Annotated in this window: 14 protein-coding genes; 4 read left to right on the top strand and 10 right to left on the bottom strand. The window is 55.7% G+C overall.

All coding sequences use genetic code 11. The features are described 5' to 3' along the window. Nucleotides 1-37 precede the first annotated feature (37 nt). From HG15A2_RS02055 to HG15A2_RS02035, 5 genes are all read right to left on the bottom strand, one after another. Nucleotides 38-418, bottom strand: a complete 381-nt coding sequence (locus HG15A2_RS02055; RefSeq protein WP_145057347.1) for a VIT1/CCC1 transporter family protein — start codon at nucleotides 416-418, stop codon at nucleotides 38-40. Continuing rightward, a complete protein-coding gene (locus HG15A2_RS02050) occupies nucleotides 415-3513 on the bottom strand; it encodes an efflux RND transporter permease subunit (RefSeq protein WP_145057345.1) in 3099 nt (1032 codons plus the stop codon). The genes HG15A2_RS02055 and HG15A2_RS02050 overlap by 4 nt, the downstream gene beginning before the upstream one ends. Before the next feature lie 3 nt (nucleotides 3514-3516). Beyond that, entirely contained in the window at nucleotides 3517-4965 is a 1449-nt protein-coding gene (locus HG15A2_RS02045) for an efflux RND transporter periplasmic adaptor subunit (RefSeq protein ID WP_145057343.1), read from the bottom strand. A 99-nt stretch (nucleotides 4966-5064) separates the two neighbouring features. Beyond that, nucleotides 5065-5493, bottom strand: coding sequence for a hypothetical protein (locus HG15A2_RS02040; protein WP_145057341.1), 429 nt, complete (start codon nucleotides 5491-5493; stop codon nucleotides 5065-5067). Nucleotides 5494-5832: 339 nt separating this feature from the next. Further along, on the bottom strand, nucleotides 5833-10050 hold the full coding sequence (locus HG15A2_RS02035; RefSeq protein ID WP_145057339.1) for a hypothetical protein: 4218 nt from the start codon (nucleotides 10048-10050) through the stop codon (nucleotides 5833-5835). A gap of 398 nt (nucleotides 10051-10448) precedes the next feature. On the opposite strand from HG15A2_RS02035, the gene HG15A2_RS02030 reads away from it, so the two are divergent. Next, nucleotides 10449-10817 carry a hypothetical protein gene (locus tag HG15A2_RS02030; protein ID WP_218932267.1) on the top strand — a complete coding sequence of 123 codons (369 nt, stop codon included), beginning with the start codon at nucleotides 10449-10451 and terminating at the stop codon, nucleotides 10815-10817. A gap of 134 nt (nucleotides 10818-10951) precedes the next feature. Here the strand turns inward: HG15A2_RS02030 and HG15A2_RS02025 are convergent, their stop codons facing one another. Next, nucleotides 10952-13888 carry a hypothetical protein gene (locus HG15A2_RS02025; RefSeq protein WP_145057335.1) on the bottom strand — a complete coding sequence of 979 codons (2937 nt, stop codon included), beginning with the start codon at nucleotides 13886-13888 and terminating at the stop codon, nucleotides 10952-10954. Between the two features lie 277 nt (nucleotides 13889-14165). Between HG15A2_RS02025 and HG15A2_RS02020 the strand changes: the two genes are divergently transcribed. After that, nucleotides 14166-15368: a M20/M25/M40 family metallo-hydrolase gene (locus HG15A2_RS02020; RefSeq protein ID WP_145057333.1), complete on the top strand. Its 1203-nt coding sequence runs from the start codon at nucleotides 14166-14168 to the stop codon at nucleotides 15366-15368. Between the two features lie 13 nt (nucleotides 15369-15381). After that, nucleotides 15382-15672, top strand: coding sequence for a (2Fe-2S)-binding protein (locus HG15A2_RS02015; protein ID WP_145057331.1), 291 nt, complete (start codon nucleotides 15382-15384; stop codon nucleotides 15670-15672). A gap of 11 nt (nucleotides 15673-15683) precedes the next feature. Here the strand turns inward: HG15A2_RS02015 and HG15A2_RS02010 are convergent, their stop codons facing one another. Beyond that, nucleotides 15684-16409: a PEP-CTERM sorting domain-containing protein gene (locus tag HG15A2_RS02010; protein WP_145057329.1), complete on the bottom strand. Its 726-nt coding sequence runs from the start codon at nucleotides 16407-16409 to the stop codon at nucleotides 15684-15686. Between the two features lie 566 nt (nucleotides 16410-16975). Between HG15A2_RS02010 and HG15A2_RS02005 the strand changes: the two genes are divergently transcribed. After that, the gene (locus HG15A2_RS02005; protein ID WP_145057327.1) at nucleotides 16976-17758 is read left to right on the top strand and encodes an Mpv17/PMP22 family protein; all 783 of its coding nucleotides are present in this window, start codon (nucleotides 16976-16978) and stop codon (nucleotides 17756-17758) included. Nucleotides 17759-17824: 66 nt separating this feature from the next. Here HG15A2_RS02005 and HG15A2_RS02000 read toward each other — a convergent pair whose 3' ends face one another. The 3 genes from HG15A2_RS02000 to HG15A2_RS01990 form a co-directional block, all read right to left on the bottom strand. Continuing rightward, nucleotides 17825-18409 carry an ISAs1 family transposase gene (locus tag HG15A2_RS02000; protein WP_145057324.1) on the bottom strand — a complete coding sequence of 195 codons (585 nt, stop codon included), beginning with the start codon at nucleotides 18407-18409 and terminating at the stop codon, nucleotides 17825-17827. 221 nt (nucleotides 18410-18630) lie between these two features. After that, the gene (locus tag HG15A2_RS01995; protein ID WP_145057322.1) at nucleotides 18631-21105 is read right to left on the bottom strand and encodes a S8 family peptidase; all 2475 of its coding nucleotides are present in this window, start codon (nucleotides 21103-21105) and stop codon (nucleotides 18631-18633) included. Between the two features lie 29 nt (nucleotides 21106-21134). After that, the gene (locus HG15A2_RS01990; RefSeq protein WP_145057320.1) at nucleotides 21135-22121 is read right to left on the bottom strand and encodes an AAA family ATPase; all 987 of its coding nucleotides are present in this window, start codon (nucleotides 22119-22121) and stop codon (nucleotides 21135-21137) included. Nucleotides 22122-22517 lie beyond the last annotated feature (396 nt).

Below are 22517 nucleotides of genomic sequence, written 5' to 3'. Positions count from 1 at the left end.
CGAGTTCGATAGTTGCGAAAGGCTCGGAATCCTCCCGCTATGTGCCGCTGCTGGCTTGCCCAGCAGTGAGATTCTTCAATGTGGCAAAATTCAGCAACGATTCTTGGCCACTTTTTTGGTGGTGAGAGCGACATGCCACTGAAAAGTAGAATGCCCCCCTTTTCTTGTCCAACTCTTGCTTACGATCGGCCTCCTCGGCATCAGCTTGAGAACTCACTGAAACGTACTCGCCGGCGGCCATCGACATTGCACCGGGCACGAGCCCCGCAATTACCCACAGCAAAATTGTACTTCGTTCCGTGTTAGCAGCCACGCCGATGATGAGGCTGGAGACGGACACCATCCCATCATTAGCAGCCCGCAGCCATCCGATCTGGTCGCTACGATGTTGTTCCGCGTGCGAATGAGAACCATTCATGGCGTTTTGTCTCCCTCGATTGATAAGGACTGGCTTGCTCGACCAGCAAACTGTGCATAGACCGATGGGATCACCAAACAAGTCAGCAGCGTGCTAGTGATCAGCCCTCCAATGACGACCGTTGCCAATGGTCGTTGGATCTCAGCCCCGTCACTTGTTGAGAGCGCCATTGGCAAGAATCCTAGACTGGCAACCATGGCCGTCATCAACACGGGTCGCAGGCGATCGTCCGCAGCCGCCAAAGCTGAAGTCTTCGCGTCACTGCCTGCTTTGCGATGATTTTCAGCATCGCTTACCCAGACCAGGCCATTGAGCACGGCGACTCCGAACAGGGCAATGAATCCGACACCAGCGGCGATACTAAACGGCATGTCTCGCAGCATCAGTCCAAAGACGCCGCCGCTGGCTGCAATCGGTACGCAGAGGAAAATCAATAGTGCCAGACGGAGCGAACGAAATGTCGTGTGCAGTAGGAGGAAGATCACCAGCAGCACAATTGGCGTGATCAACAACAACCGTTGACTTGCCGATTGAAGGTTCTCAAAGTCGCCGCCCCACTGCAATTCGTAATTGGGTGGCATATCTACCTTCACTGCGACTTCTCGCTTCGCCTCGCCAACAAACGTTGCCACATCGCGTCCTCTCACATTGGCGGAGACAAAAGTACGTCGCCGGCCATTGTCATGTTCCACGGTGGGAGGTGTTTGCTCCAAGCGAATGTCCGCCAGTTCGTCCAGCGGAACTGGCTTGCCTCCTGCTTCTGCAACCGGCAGCTGAGCCAACATCTCAGTATTGGCTCGCCAAACTTCAGGTATTCGCACCCGAATTGGAAATCGTGCTCGATCTTGCAGGACTTCGCCCACCGGTCTCCCGCCAATCGCAGCGATGACATCCATCACCTCTTCGGCATCGATTCCATATCTGGCGAGTGCTTCACGTCGGGGTTCAATCGTCAGGGTCGCGAGCGTTGACTGAATATCGGCTTTTACGTCCGCAGCACCAGGAATCTCTCGGAGGACTCGTTCGATCTCTTTCGATTTACGTGCCAAAGTATCGAGATCGTCACCGTAGACCAGAATCGCGACATCCGCCTTGACGCCCGCTACCAGCTCATCGACACGCATTTCGATGGGTTGCGTGAATCCAAAAGCGACGCCCGGCACTTTCTCGGTGAGCGCCGCTTCCATTTCATCAATCAGCTTATCTCGCGTTTTCGGGGCAGGCCAATCGCCCGGTGGATTCAACATTACCCAGACGTCCGACTGATGCACGCCCATCACGTCATTGGCAATCTCGGGGCGACCCGTCTTGGTGAAAACCGTCTTAATTTCGGGGAAGGCTACCAGTTCCGTCTCGATGAGTTTAGCCATCTGCTCAGCGCCCTCTAAGGACGCACTCGGCAGCCGTACCGCCTCGACCAACAAATCCCCTTCGTTCAGACGAGGCATGAATTCAGCTCCTAGTCCGAGTGCGACTGGAATGCTAATCGCAAACACACACAGTGCGACAGTTGCCGTAGCTAGCGGCGTTTCCACCGCCAGGCGTACCAAGGGGAGATACACTTTCTTGAGCATGCGTAATGGCCAGACTTCGGTTTCCTTGGGCGTCTTGGGGAGGAACAAGGAGGCCAATGCGGGCATTAGTGTCATCGACAAGATGAGCGAGCCGAGTAGCGCGAACAGGACGGTCAGCGCCATAGGTCTAAACAGTTTACCTTCGGTACCCTCAAGCAGCAGCACAGGCACATAGACCACCGCGATAATCAGTTCGCCGAACATGGTTGGTCCACGAACTTCAATGGCAGCGTCACGAATAATCGCTAGTCGACTCTTGCCTTCGGTATTGTGTGCAAGTCGCCGCACGCAGTTTTCGACCATGATGACTGAGGAATCGACAATCAGCCCAAAGTCGATGGCACCTAAGCTCATCAAACTCGCGGAGATTCCAAATGCTAACATTAGGTTTGATGCAAAGAGCATCGATAGTGGGATAGCTAGTGCCACGATTAAGCCAGCCTTCAGGCTGCCTAGCATGACTAGGAGCACTAAGGCCACCAAGACGCCACCTTCCAGTAGGTTATTGGTTACCGTGTGAAGGGTGCGACCAATCAGGTCCTCGCGATCGTAGATCACGTCCAGTTCGACGTCGCTGGGCAATGTAGTGCGAATTTCATCCAGTCGCTCCTTCACCCGCGCGACAACAGTCCGAGAGTTTTCGCCAATGCGCATCATCACCATGGCGGTGACCGCCTCTCCTCTGCCATCCCGGCTGACTGCTCCTTGCCTTGGCATGGGAGCAATCGTGACGTCAGCTACATCGGAGAGTAGCAGCGGCGAACCGTTCTTGCTGCGCCGCATGACGATGCTTCGCAAGTCCTCGATGCCCTTAATCAACGCTTGGCCGCGGATAAACCGCTGCTCGTCGTGATGAACGACGTAGCCACCACCTGCATTGGTGTTGGCTGCTTCGACGCGGTCGTAAAGTTCTTTGAGGCTCAGGTCGTGGGCCATCAGCCGATTGGGGTCAGGCCGAATCTCAAACGTCTTGAAGAATCCGCCCATCGTGTTGATTTCCGTCACTCCATCCACTTCACGCAGGCGCGGCGCAAAATCCCACTCCAGCATGGTCCGCAACTCCATCGGCGAGCGACCCTCACTGCGCACTTCAAATTGCAGGATCTCGCCCAAGGCGGTTGTCATCGGACCTAGCTCAGGCGGTCCGTATCCCTCGGGAATCTTCGTAGCTGCTTGGGAAAGTCGCTGGCTGACTTGCTGATTGGCAAAATAAACGTCCGTGCCTTCGGTGAAAACAATCGTTATCACCGAGAGGCCAAATTTTGAGACGCTGCGTACTTCTTCAATATTGGGCAAGCCGCCCATCGCCCATTCAATGGGGTAGGTCACTTGCCGCTCGACTTCTACCGGCGGCAACGAACCGGCTTCCGTGATGACCGTTACTTGAGTGTTGGTCAAGTCGGGGACCGCATCAATCGGCAACAACAAAGCGCTGCGGATGCCTGCCCCTGCCACAAACAGTGCCAGCACAATCACCAGGAAACGGTTCTTAAGCGAAATCTCAATGAGTCTTTTCAGCATGGCTTACTCCTCCCCTTCGAGTAGAAGTTCGCTCTTGAGAATGAACGCACCTTCGACGACGATTTGTTGACCCTCGGTGAGGCCCGCTCGCACTTCCCATTGGTTGCTCGATTTGGCGCCTGTTTCGATGGTAACGGGCAAGTAGCCATCTCCCGTTTGGACGAAGACGCTGGACTCGCCGTTGAGATCGACAACCGCCGAGTCTGGTGCCATCAGTACGTTAGGAACGACGCCGATCGGCACTTCCACCCGGGCAAATAGTCCTGGTCGGAACCTCCCCTCATGATTCTCAATCGAAGCAACTAGAGGGATCGCCCCTGACAAGGGATCGACTTCACGTCCAACGAAATAGATAGTCGCTTCCGCGTCCGCTTGTTTGACGGCAGGCGTTGAGACCGTGACCCGATCACCGGGACGCAGCTGAACTGCTTGCCAGTCGCGGTCGCGGATGTCTGCCTCGACCCACAGTTGTGAGGTGTCGGCAATGATGAACAGCTCACTGCCGGTCGTGACGCGCTCGTTGGCTGAGTAAACCTTGCGTTCAACCGTGCCTGTGATCGGCGAGCGGATTTGCAAGAGGGCTAAGTCCGCTTCGATGGACTTGCTCAAAGGCGTTAACTCTTCTGCTGCGGAGGTCCCGAGTAGCGTGGCGAGCGTTTGCCGTGAGATTTCCAAACTCCGTTGTGCCGTATCTTTGGCCGCCGCTGCTCTATTGTAGGCTTGGCGTGTGTCGTACAGAGATTGATCGATGGCAGCTTCGAGACTGGCTCGGGCCTGCTGAACTTCACTTTCTCGTTGCTGCAACACACGACCGCTGATAGCGCCCGAGTCTCTAATTCCGCTTGCCGACCTCGCCAGCTTTGCTGCCAGCAGAGCTTTGCTGTAATCGGTGAGCAACTCTCTGCGGTAGCTCCCTAGAGAGGAATCCCCCAGCTGTTGCTCGATGGAATGTACTGGGATCTGTTTTTGAATCGACTCGGTCAGATTTTTCACGCCCTGGTAAATCGACAGACAGCGATCACTATCCGTTTTGGCCAACTCAAGTTCGGCCAGCCGTGTGAGTACCTTGCTTCTTGCTGTGCCGGTTGCCGGGCTGCGGAGAACGGCTATCGGCTGGCCAGCTTCTACTGTGTCTCCTGGTCTCACATCGACCGATACCAAGACACCATCGGTTGCGGCACGCACTGCGACGTGACGCGTGTCGTCGTAGGCAAACCGCGCGGGAAGCATTCGCGTCAGCGACAAATCGCCACGCTCAACTCTTTTGACCTGAATGGCAGCGACCTGCTGCTTTGCTTCGGACAGACGGACGATCGAGGTGGGTTCAACCAGAGATGACTCTTCTGGCGCCTCGCTGTCCTCGGTGCCAACCCGGTACTGAGTAAGCAGCCAACCAGTGAAAATGATGGCAATCAGCGCAAATGCAGCGCTAAGTAGTTTGGAATGTTTCATCGAAGATGCAGGGGCTAAGGATTTCGTCGTTGCAAGCAGATTGCTTGCAGTTAGTTAGAAACGAGCGTAGGAGACCTCGCTCGTTACGACGAAAAACTCTTAGCAGTGCACGACACACAACAGTGCGCATACGCTGACCGAGAGCCTCAGATTCGATTGCGGATGCTGTCGTTGGAGCAACCCATCCACAGGTCGTTTGACGCCTGCGCCGAACGTGCTGGAAAGAATTAGAATCCTTCCGAATGGTGCTCTATCGAGCGAGCTGTTGACCGACCCTGCGTAAGCACCGGTAGATAGACAAGCGAGACTCGTCTCATCCTCTGAAGAGTCCTGTTCGGAGTCGTGTTCGTGCTTTAGTTCCCTAGGCAAGACAAAATGCCAATGCATCTCATCGTCAAGAACGTCGACTTCGCCATGGCGATTGCCAACGTGCTCGCATAGCACGTCCGGAGATTCGTAGGCGTCATGCGTGTGGAGCATCGGTACGGGCAATTGCAGCAGCGATACGCACGTAACGAGCATCGTCACGTATCGTGTCCAGTTCCGCGGCGAACGCGATGTTAGTAACCAGCCCACTACATGCACCTGATTTCTTAGCGAAGTCTGTACCGACTGAGAGTGGCACTTCTCAACAAGAGTATACTCGTCATTTCGGGCAGGCCTAGTTGAATCACCTCGCAAGGTATCCTGCGTTGTGATTCTGAGACTTGGTCTCAGTGTCAACAGCGATCAGAGATTCCATCAATCGCTGCTGTTTTCCCATGCGATGTGGCGGAAAGGGAAGCAAAGGTGTCAGGTCGGCTATGTAGTCGAAGTGTGTTTTCCAGGCCCAACTTGGGTGTCAGAAGTGCCTCCCGCCGTGCCTACTCACACCTCTTTCGTACTCAACTGCTCCAATAACTCACCCCAGGTGAGCTGTACCTGGCCGATGCGGCGGGCCAGTCGGTCGGATGAGGAAAGATGAGTCATCCTTGAGCGGGCTTCGGTCACCTCGTCTTCCAGGGCCGATAGCCAGTCTGGCGCTTCGAAACCGGCACCGTGAGGTTGGCTAGCAAGGCCGGAAATTTCTCGTTCCAGCCCTTCAAAGGCGGCTCGGCGATCTTCGCCCTCTTCACCCATCGCGGGGCCAACCAGTGCACGGACTTGGTCGATGAGTAGCGGGCGGATGAAACGCTCGTCCAGCCGGTCGGAGATCGTAGGGAGCTGCATGCCGTATTCTTCGCTCATCTGCACTAGGCGCTTGGCGTGGTCTTCGGCCACATCGTCCGTGCGTTGCACGAATGCTTGCCGCCACATTTCCGCAGCAAGTGTACGGCCATGTCGAACGAGTATCTCGTGCGCCCAAATCACGGGCTTCAAGTTCCACGCAACGCGATCGTACTCGGCACGCAAACGAATGAAATCGACAAAGTTGTACAGTAGCTCGCCGTGGTCGCTTTGCGTGGTCGTTGTATTGTAATCGCGATACTCGCGATAGTTCTCCACAACCACTTCCAACGCGATGCTTAGCATCTCCTCGGCCGGTTCGCGCGGCAGACCTTTTGCGAGGTCGGTTAGCAGCAGAATGTTCTCCACGGCCTCAGGATTCTCTTCGAGCTGGGAGATCCACTGGCCGACGCCTTGGTGCAAAATCCCGCGTAGGTTACCAAGACTGCCGAGAAACTTTTGCGTGAAGAGCTGCTCGCCGTAGCGTTCCACAAACTCCACAAACTCTTTCCACTTGCTCGGTTCACTCAGCCGTTCTACTACGCTGAGCCGCAACGTACGGCTGTGCCCCAACCAACGGTCGAGTTGCCGCTCGGTCAGCATCTGCAGCGCATCGACCAGCATGTGATCTGCCTGGCGCGGGCGCTCGGATGGGATGCGCGTGTCCCATACCTCGGCCGAGGCGACCATCGAACGCACAATTGCTTGATAGCCGTTTTCGAAGAGCCGATCGAACTCGGTGACGGCGCTCTCCATCGGAAAATCTTTCTCGAGCTGCTGTGCCAAATCGAGCAGCTCGCACGCTTCACGCACGAGCCCCAACTTTGGTAGCCAACCTAGCAGATCGTGCAACAAGCGTTGCAGGCCGCGCGTCGCCACAATCTTACGGGGCTCGCCTCCGCGCGAGTGCGGGACGTACAGCAGAGGCCGCTTGGAGATGGCCTCCAGAAAGTTTGGCCACACATTACGGACCTTCTCAGTCTCGCCAGCTAGTACCGCTCGCAAAAGTGGAATCGCCGCAGCGTCGATCTCGGAATCGAATAGTTTGCTTGCAGAAGACTCACCCTCAGAGCCCGTTTCTTCAAGTCGCGAAGCCATCAGCAATCGTGCCGCGACGGCCGTTTCAACACTTGTGCCGATAATTGTTTGCACCAACTGCTCTTTGATCATGCGCAGTCGGTCATACTCGATGAGTGCTTCGTGCGACGGCGAAGGCTTGGCGAAGCGATACTTGTGCACCGATTCGAGCAACTCGATCAACTGGCGATAGTTGCTCGCGGTTTGGTGGAGCCAACCGTCGAGCGTTTCGCGACGGTCTTCACCGTTGCCACCCCAGGTAATCGCCGTGTACTTCCACAGCCGTGCGACCGTGTTCAAAAAACTCAGCCGCTGGTCGATGCGGTCTGCCTCGTACTCCCACTCCGTGTACAACGGCTCGACACCGTCGTCCACGATGTCCCCCTCGATACCATCATCCGTGCTGTCACGGTACACCATTTCCTCGTAGGCCGCTCCAAAGACCTCCTCTTCCTCTTCATACTCATACGATTCTTCATCGGAACTTTCCTCGTCATAATCGTAGTCGTACTCGCCCTCTTCGAGCGGGTCGCCAAGCGCCTCGTCGAGGTCTCCCTCAAGCGAGCCCTCTAATCCCCCGGTATCAAAATCTTCGCCGTAGTCGTCCGGCTCTAAGTCGTCGTCGTCACCATTCGGATCACCGAACGGAATAGCATCAGTCGAGAGGGGCCGCATTGCCGAGCCATTCATCATCAACTCAGGCGGTTGCCAATACTCCTCCGCATTCGCCTCAAGATAAGCAAAGAACTTCGCGACCTGCGGCCAGAGATCTTTGACAGTACTACTGTCTTGTGCCTCCGCCGGTTGCTCGCTGCTGTCCTGCGCGGCGTGCTGCTGTGATTCTAAGGTCGAGAGCCAGCGGAACGCCAACGGGCGGAGTTCCGCGTCGCCATCGTCCAGCGGCGTGTGATCCCGTTGATTCACCCACTGCATCATCAGCGCACGCGAGGCAACCGTGTCTCCATGATCCAATAGCGCTTCGATTACCAATTGGAACGACTTCGACGAGTCAAACTCTGCGACAAACATTTGCCAAAAGGCAATGTCCCCCGAAGCGGCCCCCGCTTTGTGCCAAGCGTTGAGCGCACCGGAAACCAAGTTTGCTGAAACCTCAATCTCCTTGGCCACCAATCGGTCGACCCCTTCGACCGACGCCGTGGCATGTTGGTCCCACCATTGCGTGAGACGCTGCAAGATCGACTCGAATAGCCGCTCGTGCTTCGAGTTGTCGACGGCAGCCGCTTCGCTCCACGCCCGCGCGGCTAAGTCGAGTATCTGCCGCACCAACTCAATGAGCTCGTCCACGCGCCAATCGTGGACGGTGTTCTCCAGCGCGGGGAACAAACTAAAGTTCGCGGCAAAACCCACGACACTCCACGGATCAACCAGTGCTCCGCACTCGATTCCCCGATGCAGCAGGTCTTCAATCTTGAGCAAATCGTCGCTCACCTGATCGATCCGACCTGCGTCAATCGCATCGTGCCCCGAAGTGAGCCGGCAATAGAGCGCGGTTAGCATGCGTGCCGATGCCACACGTACGGAATCTGCTTGCTTGAGTGCCGATTCCTGGTAACCCATCCGCGCGAATAACAGTGCCAAATGAACGCGTTGCAATTGCATCGCCCGCCGACGAGCCAGTTCGTGATTCAAATGCTGCCGAGCTGCGCCAAACGGTTGACGACGTTTCTTCGCTTCCTCACGCAGGCGTTCGCCTCGCTCGCCTTCGGCGCTAGCAAGGAGTTGTTCGTAAAAGTCATCACGATACGCAGCAATGTGCGGTAACAGCGTGGAGAGTGTTACCGTCGAATCGTGACAGCCGGGCGAGTCCCCACTGGTGCCCGACGCCATGAGGATCGTCCCCGCAAGCACGGCTGCCGCTTCGTCGAGACGATTCTCCTGTTCACTTTCCCCATCTACTTCAACCCTGCCTGCTTCCACGCGCACCAGCAATGCGTCGAGCGTTACCTGTTGCATAACAAAACGGGTGTAGTATCCAGAGCCATCAATATGCCGCGGATCCCACTGCCCGAAGTGATGGTTTGGGCGACGATTCACCGGGTGATCGAAATCGTACGCCCGTGGATCGAGCGCCACTTCTTCCAACCGTTCGAGATCGAACCAAGCGCGATTCAAAATATCAGGGTCGGTATCACGCAGCACTTCGAGCGTCTTGGTGATCAACTTCGCGTACGTGCCCGCCGCAACCCCGGCCCCTCGCACGTACAGCGGAATCGGCCGCACGAATTCATGCGGGTACGGGTCCGACCGATTGCCCGAAGTGAGCGCCGGCGTGGGCCGATAGCCGACATAGTCGTTAAACTGCGAGAGCGCTTTGGTCACGATGCGGTCATCATGGTCCAGAGACTCACCCGTCCACGGCCCGCCTTGCCGCAACAGCGCCTCGACTGCGCGGCCTAAGAAGAAGGGCCGCCAAAGATCACTCGTCGACTGGTGATGTAGCAGATCGCGATGGAACTCCCGATAAGCCGGCAGGAAGTGATCAAACAGCAGCCCGATGATGCCGGTGGCCTGCGACGCATCGCGAAATGCCTTGCCATCGGCCTGCAGCCGAGTGACCGTGTCGGTGAGCCAGCTCTTCAGCACGTCCACCATCGCGGTTTCCGACGACTGAGCATCTCCAAGCTGAGTTTCTTCCAGCTCGTGCTCAATGGCAGCCGCGAGGGTGCTCAAGTTCTCCAAGAAGTGTGGATCGCTCCCGCCGGAGGAAAAGTTGAGATACCCCACCACCTCGTCCAAGACGGGCGTCAACTTACTTGAAGGTTGAGGGTAGGATTTACTCACTGCAACTCACCACACATGCCTGTTGCCTGATCAGGGTGCCAGGGCTCTATGGTAAGCCACGTACAACGGGGTGGTCTACCGGTGGCGGTTCTATGACTGGGGCTTGATAGCAGTAGGAATTATTAACGTTTCGCCTACATCAACAGGTTCGCTGTTGAAAAACCTCAACCCCAAAGGGGTTCCGGATCATAGCCTAAAGTTCGTCCATCGCGATCCTAGGGGAGGCCGTAGGCCGTAACAAGCAACGCGTAGTTACGGCACTATGTCCAGGCACCCATGCCGTAACAGCGCTACCGCTCGTTACGGCCTACCTACTCAAGAGCACTTGTTACGATTAGGAGGGCAAATTGCCCAGATTTTCGACTCGCCATTCCCCAACTGCCAATCACAATGGAGGCATGCACCAAACACACAACAACGCGACAAAAAGTACACTGCTTGAAACGGCAGCGCCGCGATTGATGCTGCTTGGCGTGAGCATCGTGATGATCGCCTTTGCACTGAAAGGCGTGCCCATTGCCGCCGCGGTGGCACTCGTGGCCCTCGGCGGCGTAGCAGCGGTGCGTAAGCTCAGCAGCGTCGTCATCGCTCTGGTCGTTTACGCGCCGCTTGGTGTCTTTGCGGTTGCCGCAGAATTACACATTGCCATGAACGCCGCGTCTCTGGCCTGGCGATTGTGCTTAGCAGCCGACGCAGCCCTAGCGATCGTGCTACTACTGATGATGGTGCGCTACGCTGGCGAACGACTTGCAAGAGCGACGAGTTGAGTTCTTCACCAGGGCGCAAGCCGCGAGGGTAAGCGACCGGAACAAACTCTAGAGCGTTTCTAAGCTTCTGCATCGGTGTCGCGAAAAACGCGGATCGTCGTGCAAGGACCGCGGCAAAATCTTTCAGGAACGCTCTAGCGCAACGGTGTCTCATCATTCTGTGAATGATCTGCTACTTTGGTCTTGGCAATCTCACGAGTGCGCCAAGCCGTGCGCTCAGGGTGATACGGCCCGAGTGCCATTGCGATCCAGCCGTCTTCGATCACCAGTTGCGTTACCATGAGACCCGTAAAGCGTGAATCGTCCTGCAAACGTTCGGCCAGTAGTGGTAGCTCTTGGTCTTTGTTGAGCAGTCGACCGAACACACTGTGCAATACTACGCGTGGGCCAGTCCGCAAACGTGGGCCGGCGAATTGCAACGTCCCATCGCGTACGAGCTTCACTTGTAGTCCATCGAGTCGCGGCTTGAAGAAGGCGTGGACCTCGAAGTTGCGGATGCGATCGCGGCCGCGGGAGAGTTCTGCGAAAGACAGGCACAACTCCAAGCGATCGCCGTCGCAACGGATACGTACGGCATCGCTCTTGGCGAATTCGATCTTCGCACGGGCGGGCAAGTCTTCAGGCAAGTCGGCCACCTTGCCAGTGAGCTTCATAGACAACAGAGCATGCAACACCCCAGCCGTCATACGCTGGCCGTCGAGGCCAAGGCCGCGGGCGGCGTTGTTGAGAGCCGATTCGTGAAGTTGCAGGCTCGCCAAACTGTCCGACGGTGCCGAAGGTCGCGGCGTGTAGGCGCCAAGCTGGGCCTGATCGGCCATACGTAGTCGCATGACGGCGCGCTTCTCGGTCGTGTACAAGTCAACCGGTTCCGCCGCGAGGGCTAGCGTTTCCAACGGGCCTTGCACGTACTTCTTGAAGCCCGATTCGATTTCGGTGAGGCGTTCATCGGCAACGCGATTCATACGCGTCTCCGCTTCGCGAATGACCTTGCTCTTGACCTTTCTCATCGCGGAAGGTTGCGACTTCTTATGTTTGCTGCGTGCGATACTCTCGACCAGCGGGCCGAGCAATGGGACTGGTTCGAAGTTACTTTCGATTCCCACCAGCCGGTTCCGTCCGCGGGCGGTTGCCTCCGCAGGTTCGGCTTGCAGGCCGTCGCGCGAGATTACGATTTCCTTCTCAGCGGAAAAATTCATGTCGCCAGCGTTATGCACCTTGGCAGGCCACGTATCGGAATAGGTTTGCGAATGCACCTTACCGTCCGCCTTCAGGGCGATGCGCCACGCGTTGGGATCGGGACTCAATGCGATGCTTACGTCGGTGGTCGTGCGGGCGCGACCGCGAATATCGGCCCCTCCCACGCGATCGCGCACGGGTGTAGTGACCGGCTGTGCCTCGGGAGTAAGCCGATTGAGCAAGTCGCCCGTGACAGCCAAACGGAGGTTCGGCTTGCGATACGCGGCATTGAGATGCTCGCCCAAATTACGCAGCCTCGCGTCACTCGACCACAGCAAGCGTTGACGATATTGTGCGATCGCCAACGCGTAACGCATGGTGGGCTTCGCCTCGTAAACTTCGACAAGCTCAACGAGCCGCGTCAGCTGAACCGGGCCGGCCGACCACTTTTGCAATTCCAAGCTCAAAGCGGCCAATGGTTCGCTTGCCAGAAAATCGCGTTGTTCGCTACTAAGTCGCAAGTCGGCCATGCGAGCGAGCACGCGCTGTGCAGTCTGCCGTTGCATGTGGCGAGTTATCTGCGTTTGCTCGCTCGTGCTTTGTTGTGTCGCCAGTTGAGCCAATTCATCGAGCAGTAAGTACTCTCGCCAATGTGTGCCGTCGTCGCTACCTGCCGTGAGTGCGGCGATCTCATGCAAGATCGCGGTGAACTGCTCGTGATTGAGAGCCGCGTCACTAACCAGGGCCGCCAGCGAAACCTCTTCGTCCAGAGCCGCTCGCCACAAGGGTAGCCGGCGTTGCAGCGCACCAGAAGTTCGCAACCACGAACTGCGAAGCGCCAAGTCGGTTGTTTCCTTAGCAAGCTCAGTACCTCGCTCACTCAACTCAGCCAGCTCGTCGATGGTTTCGAGCGCCGTATTCTGGTTCGGCTGCGTTGCGAGTGCCTCGACACGATGCAGCGTACGCTCTGCCCACTGGTGACTGAGCGAGAGCTTCGTAAGTTCTGTAAGGTCGGCGATCAGTGCTTCAGGGCGTGTGGAAAGTGCCGGCGGCGCGGGCTGCGGCCCGGACTGCGACAAGCGAGGCTCAGCCCGGGCGAGCCGCGGTTCGCTCACTTCAGGCAACTTCATCAGCACGGTATCGCTGGGGACGTGCTCTGTAGGTTTGGTAGGGGTAAGCATGGCAGGCGTAGGTTTTGTGCCAGTCGGTGGCGTCTCTTTCACCCGCGGAGTGATCAGGACCGAGCGCTCGCGAGGTAACATGGCCAGCCGATCGTTGGAGCTTCTAACGCGAACTTGCGGTCGAGGAGCCTGACGGACCCTGGCTGCTTGCTTGGCTTCTTCAGCTTGTTTAGCTTGCTCAGCACCCTCTATCAACGAGTCCCAGGCGGATTGCATTTCGAGCAGGGTGTTCAGCCCATATTGCTGGATGTGGCGCGGCGCTGCCACCAGTTGATTCGAAACGGCAGATGTGAGCGGATGGAAGCTCACCGGTGGGGTTGTCGGCTCCGAGGAATCGTCCACCACGGTGTATTCTTCCGTTGCGTCAAACGTGTAGTCGTCGTACTCATCGCTGCCAAGAATCGGCCCCACAACCGGCGCGACCAGCGACTCATCCGGCGCGTTGTGCCGCGCTCCCTGGCGCACCACGGGAGGAAGCGGTGGAGGCAACGAGGGTAACGGTTCTGCCAACGGAGCGATCGGGGTCTCAACGCGACCGTTTCCAACGACCGCCGCTTGCGGCTTGGCCTCCACTACCGTCGCAGCAGGCCCGGCAGCTTGGCGCAGGCGCTCCTGATAACCACGCCAAACACGCGGCGCGGCCATCGTCATCAGCAGCAAGCACACCAGGGCAACCAGCGGTGGCCAAATCGATCTTCTGCGTTTCCATCGCATTTCCGAAGACTCTCCAATAACGAGTGGTGCATCGCTCAAGAAACCAATAGCCGAGGCGCACGTATTCGTTATGATCGGCCTTATAGGCAGGGTGGCTTGCGTGGGGAATTCCACAAATGGGGCCGAGTAGCGAAATTCATTACGATCTGGCAAGTTTTGCGAAGTGGGCTAGCGGCTAAAGTGCTAGCATGGACTCCCAATTGATAGCTTGCAGCTAGCATAGTGAGCGAGATCGCAGTGCGAGTGATTCTAAAATTCCAGCAACGACACGAGTAACATGGCGAAGACATCGAAAAAGCAAGTCACGGCGAAACTGCAAGCAGAGCGGCGTGCTGAAAACTTACTTATGCGTTTACTTGCTGTTCCGGGGCCCAGCGGCGATGAGCGCGCCGTCGTGAAGTTCATCAGCAAGGAACTCCAAAAGGCAGGCGTACCGGCGAAAGCGATTTCGTTGGACGACGCGCATCATCAGTCAAAGTTGGGCGGAAAAATCGGAAACCTCGTAGTGAAGTTGCCCGGCACGGTGCGGGGGCCGCGCCGCATGTTGAGCGCCCACATGGATACCGTACCCATTTGCCAAGGCGCGCGACCCGTGCGCGAAGGCCGCCGAATCGATTCCGCTGACGAACACACCGGCCTGGGTGGCGACGATCGTTGCGGCTGCGGCGTGGTGCTTTCTACCGCCATCGAAATCCTCCGAGGCGATCTGCCGCATCCACCACTTACGTTCCTTTGGACCGTGCAGGAAGAAGTCGGCCTGCATGGAGCCCGCAACGTGAAGCTTGGCATGCTGGGCAAGCCGAAGCTGGCCTTCAACTTCGACGGCAGTCACGCCCAGCGGCTGATCATCGGCGCGACCGGCGGGTATCGCATGAAGATCATTGTGAAAGGGGTCGCCAGCCACGCTGGTGGGCATCCAGAACGCGGCGTGAGTGCCGTTTCCATCGCGGCCCTTGCCATTTCCGACCTTGTGAGCAAGGGCTGGCATGGGCTGATCGAAAAAGGAAAGAACCGCGGCACCAGTAACGTCGGGGTAATCCAGGGTGGGCAAGCAACCAATGTAGTGACCGACCACGTCGAGCTGCGCGCCGAGGCACGTAGTCACGACCCAAAATTCCGCATGAGGATTGTGAAGGAAATCGAAAAAGCCTTTCAGCGAGCAGCCCGCAAAGTGCGCAACACCGATCGCGAAACGGGCAGCGTGATGTTTGAAGGCCAAATCGATTACGAAGCGTTCCAACTGGCGAAGAATGAGCCGTGCCTACTGGCCGCGAAAGCCGCCGTAAAAGCCGAAGAGCTTGAAGCCGATCTGGCGATTGCCAACGGCGGGCTTGACGCCAACTGGTTGTCAGCCCGTGGGATTCCCACGGTGTCGCTGGGCTGCGGGCAAAACGACATTCACACGATTGACGAATGGGTGAACCTCGACGAATACGCACTCGCCTGCCGCGTAGCGTTGCGCCTGGCAACGACAACGTAAGAGGACTTTTTCGATGGAACCAACCGACGAACTCTGCTTGTGTTTCCACGTCACACGACGCAAGGTCGAGAACTACATACGCATCGAGAAACCGCGCCGCGTTGGGCAGTTGGCCGATTGCTACGGTGCAGGCACCGGTTGCGGTTGGTGCCGACCGTATTTAGAACACCTATTCAAAGCCACCCAAGAGGGCGATGCTGAGCAGGCTGCGTTGCCAACCCCTGAGAAGTACGCAGCGGATCGCAGTGGTTACGTCCGCGACGGAGGAGGCACTCCGCCACCTGGGGCAACGCCTACGAAGTAGCTCATCGATTGCTACTTACTATTTCTGCTGAGCTTCCGCCGTCCCGCCAGCCAGAAACTTAACATGAGAGCGCAGGTCAGCGACGCCGGTTCGGGGATGGGGCTCGATGCTATGGCTCCCACGGCATCAATATCCGCACCAATCGTGGCGCCTGTGGTGCCGTCCTTGTTGGGATCGTCCACCAACTGAACCGCATCGAAGACCAACTGGCCCGGACTGAATCCAGAAAAGATCGCATCAATGTCGATTGATGAAGTAGCTCCGTTGACACTACCAAGGTCAAGAAAGCCATCTGAATTGGCATCGACAGCTGAAACCAATAGGGCCAAAGTTGCTGCGTTGGGACGCACCGCAACGAAGGTATCTTCCACCGCTGATCCGATTTCGAAGATATGCAAATCGAAGTCCGTGTCGCCGCTATTCGTGAGCACGTTATCAGTGAAGGCCAACTCGATCAATCCACCGCTTCCAAGGGAGACGGCACCCGTGTCGCTATTCCCAGAAGCTGGTGAGAAATCGGGCGGTCCCAGTGCATCAGCAGGGTTGAGAAACGATGGAGCAGTTGGGACGTTGCCGCCGCTGAAGGCCGGATCGTACTGGATGACGCTATCGGCAAAACTACTGGCTCCACCAGGAAATTCGATGCCGCCAAATTCTTCAGCGTGGCTGCGAACTGCGTTGCAGTGAAGCAAAGCAAGCGAAAGCAAAGCAAGCCTGCTAGGTAGGCTGAAGGTCATGAGACGCTCCTTGAAGATATTGCTGGGGGGACTGTTCAACACAAAACAACTGCCCGTAAGCATAACGTAGCTGACTGACGCGTTCAAGAAAACGAAACGCTGCTAAAAAGAAAACGCCAGGTTCCACTGCCGAAATTTTGGGTGCCACTTGCTGGGTGGACCGGACACCCCAGGAGTTCGCAGCTTCCATTCTTCCCCTAGCGGGAAGAATGGAAGCTGAATCCTCTCACTCCAACTGGACTCAAGTTGGGGTGAAGGTCACTACTTCCACGAGGAGAGGCCTTGCGGTGGTGACTATGTGTGGCCACCGGATACAGAGGCCCCAAAAACGGAGCTGCAGACCGATTACTCTAAGACCACCGTTTCATGGACGATAAGGTGAGGGAATCAGGCGACAAGGTCGTGCTGACGTAATAGTTTCTACAAAAAGTAGTGGACGACTCCTGAAGTGAACTATGGCAATTTCATGCAGATTTGATAACTTGAGTCCGTCGAGGAAGTGGCAAAGGCCAAAGCCACAGGACAGTCGCACTCAAGCCGGCGATTAACTTCTTTTACAGGACGGCATGTCTGAGATAGCGGTGCGCCAAGCCCAGCCAGGAACCAACCACCAACCTATGAACTTGAGGAATCCGCACGGCACCAAGTCATTTAGTCCATTGCGAGTAGCCTGGCAAACAGGAAGGCAAGCCTATATTCAAAACCAACTGCCGATTCTTATTCTGTGGTTGTTCACAATAGCACTGGTTTTAGGCTATTTTTTCCTTCCATCGGTCCAGCTGGGGCTCGAATATGTCGGCAGGCTCAAGTCAGATTGGGGATGGAAGTTTAGTGCTGTTTCCACAGCTTTGTTTGGCGGGACCATTCCTGTCTTAGCTCCATGGATTACGGGTTGGCTGCAAAGACTCCACCTACGTCCATGCCTCCCAAAATTGTCTTACGTGGTCTCAAGCACACTTTTCTGGGCATTCAAAGGTGTCGAGATTGATTTCTTATATCGCCTTCAAGCGGCTCTGCTTGGAACCGAGCTGAACTGTCGAACAGTCATTGTCAAGACTGCGATTGATCAGCTGCTTTATGTGCCGGCCTTCGGACTTTTAAATGTGGTGCTATTCTACTTATGGCGAGATGCTGATTATTCGTTTGATAAGCTACAGAAATTGCTAGGACCGAAATGGTATAGGACCCGAATCCTGCCGGTGCTGATTTCAAATTGGGCCATTTGGATTCCCGCTGTTGCGTTAATATACTGTTTGCCGACTTCGCTCCAACTTCCCATTCAGAATCTCGTTCTGTGTTTTTGGGCAACCATTTTAGTTTTCTTTACAAGCAAAGTGAGCGAACAATAATTCTCTTGGCAGACCTTGCTGCGGGAGATCATTGAGAAGGTACACGACCTGTTCAATCGCATCTAATCACGCTGCGATTCCGGTGAGAATTGCTTGAATTGTGTCGTTATTCCACCCGGCTCGGAGTCGTTTGCCGCGGAGGGGCTCCTTGAGCGTGGTGTCTTGTTTGAGGATTGATAACGCCAAGCGGCGGAAGCCGGCCGCGATTTCTTGACCGTTTCCTTTCCGAATCCGGCTCTGATCTTCTGAAAAAGTTACATCCAATGACCAGTGCAAGGAATTCTCCACGCCCCAGTGACCACACACATGCTTCGCTAAAGCTCTCACCTTGGGTGGCAAGCTACTGAGGAAGAACGACGTTTCCTCGCTCAGCTTGTCACCCACCTGACGATACCGAAAAACCATGCCGATCGAGCGGACGTCACGCCACTTTTCCAACAATCCTTGCGGCGCAGCAGCCCCATAGTACTCACGACGTTCTCCGCGTCCGTGCTGCTGCTCTACCGTCGCGTGGCGACGCACGCCTTGGTAATCCCGATCGCCGTAGTCGATGAACAACTCTTGTAACTGATCGTGCAGGCAGCAGGGCAGGGGCAGCGGGCGGCGGATCATATCCTCGGCCTGACTTTCGATAACCCGCTGCCAATTCAAATTGGGTAAACAACCTCTGGCGTTGTTTCCCCGAAACTGTGTTCAGCGTATCAGTCTGTGGCAGGTTTGGATGTTGCTACAAGATTCCTCGGTGTGACAGACCGGATGCGCTTGGGCACAGTACAACAATGTGGATAGGAGGGCCTGAATGCAGCGAATTCATACCCTTTTCCGAAGAGAAGAATTGAATGAGGCTGTAAGTGTGTCGTTCGAGAAGATACTCAACCTGTGAGCTCAATGTCGATTTGATTGAAGATTGGCGTGTACAAATCAACCTCTTCGGCGTCGGTTTCGATTGTAACAACAAGTGAATAATGTGTTTTCATGTCATGGCGTCTGAGATGCGGGCGATTTTTCCACCAGCCGGTTACGGGAAACACGGCAATAACGCCTGAAGTAGCCAAGTCTGCAGCTGTGCCGCTCCAAACATCAGAGTGAAGAGACCCCTTGCAGCGTAGGTTTTTGCCAAGTTTCCAATTTCGATCATCTGTGCTTGAAGTAACTTGCTCTTCTTCGTCACGAGCTGCTGCGCTGATTCTTTTGCGAAACTCTTCATCTGTGTCAGTCGGTCGCTTCACGTCAAATCTAAGGCCATGCGACTGGTAGCGATGCTTTTTCGTCCAACCTCTTCGGCCTGGACTCGGCTCAATGTAGTATGAAAGCGTAACCTGCATACGAACTTCTACGTCTAGCAAGTCTCGGAGTACGTCGACGGGCCAAGGCAATTTATGTAAGTGCATATCTTTGGTCTTAACTTTCGCCGCGGTCTTCTCGAAAGGCTGCATTGATTCTTCCACTACGAGCGTGGTGGTGTTGAGTGCGCTCCAGCATGCTTTCGCGAAATTCGGCTCGCCATAGCCGAAGCAGCGGAGCAGCATCTCCTTGCTACAACCATCCATCTGCTCAAGCATGGGCTCGGACCAACGAGCTGAATGGACCATCAATGCACGGATTGTCTCAGGCCTTAACGCTGGGTACTCTGCCCAGAGGCGTGCTGCGAATCGTGAGGCGAGTGCGGCTGCTGCACTCGTATCCCCAGTGGTAGTGAGTAGACCGCCAGTTGGGCTGACTCGAGTGGTCAGAAGCGATAGATCGTCGATGTAATCTGCTCGTTTAGTAGCGGGGTTGAGAGCAACATTGCCTCCATTCATTACAATGTCAGGCTTTAGTGGCCAGCTCTTGCTGGTCCAGATGCATGAAGTGCGGCTAGCAGGGTTAAGTTGGTCGCCGACAGTCGCTACCGCTTCCCATCCAGCGTATTGGGTTTGACCAATAGAGGCGTGTTTAGAAATAGCTCCGACTGCCAAGGCGTTCCAAGAGTGTGCCGGATCTTCTACTCCCTCCAAATAATTTCGCTTGGGGTATTCATGACGTAACTCAAGCGGCAGATTGCCTGCCGACACAATCATTAGCTGAGGCGGCGAGGCATCATCGGCTCCGAAGCACATCTGATCGACAGCGGCCGACCAGGAAGAAGGGGCTCCGTTATCTCTCCCCTCAACGGTTACCGTTAAGCAGAAAACCCGTTGTAGGCAATTGGGAGCTGCGATCTCTATGCGGGCCGCCGCCTGGATAGTCATCTCTCCCCACAATTCGGGCTCTGTAGGGAGGTCAGGTCGAAATATTTTCACCGATTCGAGGCGATGGCTAAGAACGACAGGGTCGCTGCTGTTGAGCACTTCAGTTAAGCAGCCGTATAGTGCCAGCCCCGCCATTGCAGTGCCATGCCCATGACTGTCTGCGGAAGACCAGTTGGGGTCTATCGTTTGCACATGCTCTTCGCTAATTGCCATTTCCAATAAAGGATGACTACGATTAACTCCCGTATCGAGATGGCAGACCGCTGTAGCTTGTATCGAAGGAGGGACAACTCGGCTACGAAGTTCGTCGACGAATTCGGCCTGCGCGTCTGATGTTAATGCAAGTATTTCGCCGGGCAATAATTTGGCTAGTCGCAACTCAGCCAGGAAATCAAAGACACCTTCAATCGCAAGCAACTGCTCAATCGAGGCGTGTCCCAACACCACTCGACGTTCGGGGAAATGCAACTGGCGATCAGGAACCTGAACCCCAGCGGCTGTAGACCGTTGGCGGAAATCTTTTACGACGTCATAAACGTCGTCCTGGAACGCAATAGAATATGCTTTTGGCACAGCGGTATCGCGGAGCCAGATTTCCCACCACCGTTTCACCTTATCGCCATCGGGAAACAAACCCGCGTCTGACCAAAGCGACCCTAAAGTGGCTCGCTTGATCGCGGTGATGCTATCCACTAACGCTTGATTCAATGGCTTGGGATTCGCGCCTTCTGTGTCTTCTTTAGCGTATTGTTCTAGCCGTTTAATGAAATAGCTGGCCTTGCCAGTAGGCACGTAGACTGCTGCGTGCATGACGCCATTCTCGTCAACCCTCGCATTCAGAAGTTCTATGCCACTTGGCCGGAAGTCGAGACTCTCAAGTTTCAGCTTGAATTCCGGGGCACTTTGAAAAGTAAGTACCGCACCCTGACATGCATCCTGCCCTACAGGAACCGATTCTTCATCAAACGCAGTTAGCAATTGAGAGACTAACGAGGCTGCGTGAGGTATCCGGTCACGCGGTGGAGCTGAGAATTCACCACCACCAACTTTGTGCGGATACTGATAAGATTCAGTAGATTTCGTGCTTTTAGGAAATAGGTGTCGCAAGGGATCCATTCGGCGCATCACCTAACGTAATAAGATTTTTAGCTAGTAGGAGCCTGTGCTCGCTGTCGCTCTTCTAGCAAAGCTACTAGACGGCTGGTGTTGACGGTTGCGACATCTTCGATAACACAAACTTTGGCCGCATCATCACAAGCGCGGCTTACCTCCGCATGGCTCAAGCCATCAGCAGCGGCCAACACTTTTGTCCACCCAAGCCGCTTGCTCAAGAACGTTCGCAAGCGATTCCTTACCAACTGCTGCACTTCTTCAGCATGAGGATGTGAGTAATGTATTACGTCATCGAAACGACGAAAAAGTGCGGAGTCGAGCATGCCGACGTGGTTCGTAGCAGCAAGGACTAGGCTGTCAGAATCGTCTTGTTCCAAGAACTGCAGAAATGAATTTAATATCCTTCTTGCTTCACCAACATCGTTTTGCGATCCTCGGTTCGCACCAATTGCATCGAACTCGTCGAAGAAATATATGCCCTTCGTCTCCGTCATTGCCTGGAAAACCAAATGAAGTTTGCTAGCGGCTTCGCCCATGAACTTGGTGATCAAGCCGTGTAGCTGTACGGAGAATAAAGGGAGCTGCAACTCGCCAGCCAACGCGGAGGCGGTCATTGTCTTGCCACAGCCTGGTGGTCCAACAAGCAGTAGTTTGCGGCGAGCTGAGAGACCATGGCCTCGAAGCTTATCTTGGTGGCGATACTCATGCACAACCTTCAGCAGCGGCTCGCACGTAGAGTCAGCAAGTACCATCTCGGACAGTCGTAGCTTGGGATAGCTTACTGCAAGCAACCCGGCAAGCTCTCCTGACGGTCGCGCCATGGGAACCGCTCGATTGGTACGGCCTTCACTTTGCTGTCGCTTGATATCGTCGACGAGGTTCCGTAATTCCTGCGCTAACTTAGTATCTCCCTTTCGAGCTGAGTGCGCAGCAATCTGAAGAGCCACTGAGACGAAGTGCTCGTCGTCACCAGAGGAATAGCTCTTGAGCAGAGATTTGACTTGTTGTGCGGTCGCCATCGGTCTGCAAATGTCATCGGCTCAGTGATCACTCTCACTACATGCATATCTTAACGAGATTCAGCGTTCACGTCACTTATCTGCTGATTAAGCTGCAAGCTGGGTGGTTCCGTGGTCCTGTTGGCCTGCCAGCACCTCTTTGAACGTAAGAATCGGCTACGGTGACGCCCACCCCACGCAGTTGCGCGGGTAATACTTGGTGCATTCGGTGGGCCTGGACCGGAGGCCTTCCGGCCGCTTCAATCCTGCCCAGATCGTAAACGCCTGACGCAAAAGTGATAATTAAAGATTACGGAAAATTAGGCTCGACGAGGAGATGATCCCAGCAGCGACCCGTCCGGCGACTTTTCAATGTCTACGGCTCTGGGAGACCCGGCCTCTCGTACCGTGGCCACA

The sequence above is a fragment of the Adhaeretor mobilis genome (genome assembly GCF_007741515.1).
GTDB lineage: Bacteria > Planctomycetota > Planctomycetia > Pirellulales > Lacipirellulaceae > Adhaeretor > Adhaeretor mobilis.
The sequence above is the reverse complement of the archived record's forward strand: the minus strand, read 5'-3'. Positions and strand labels throughout refer to the sequence as shown.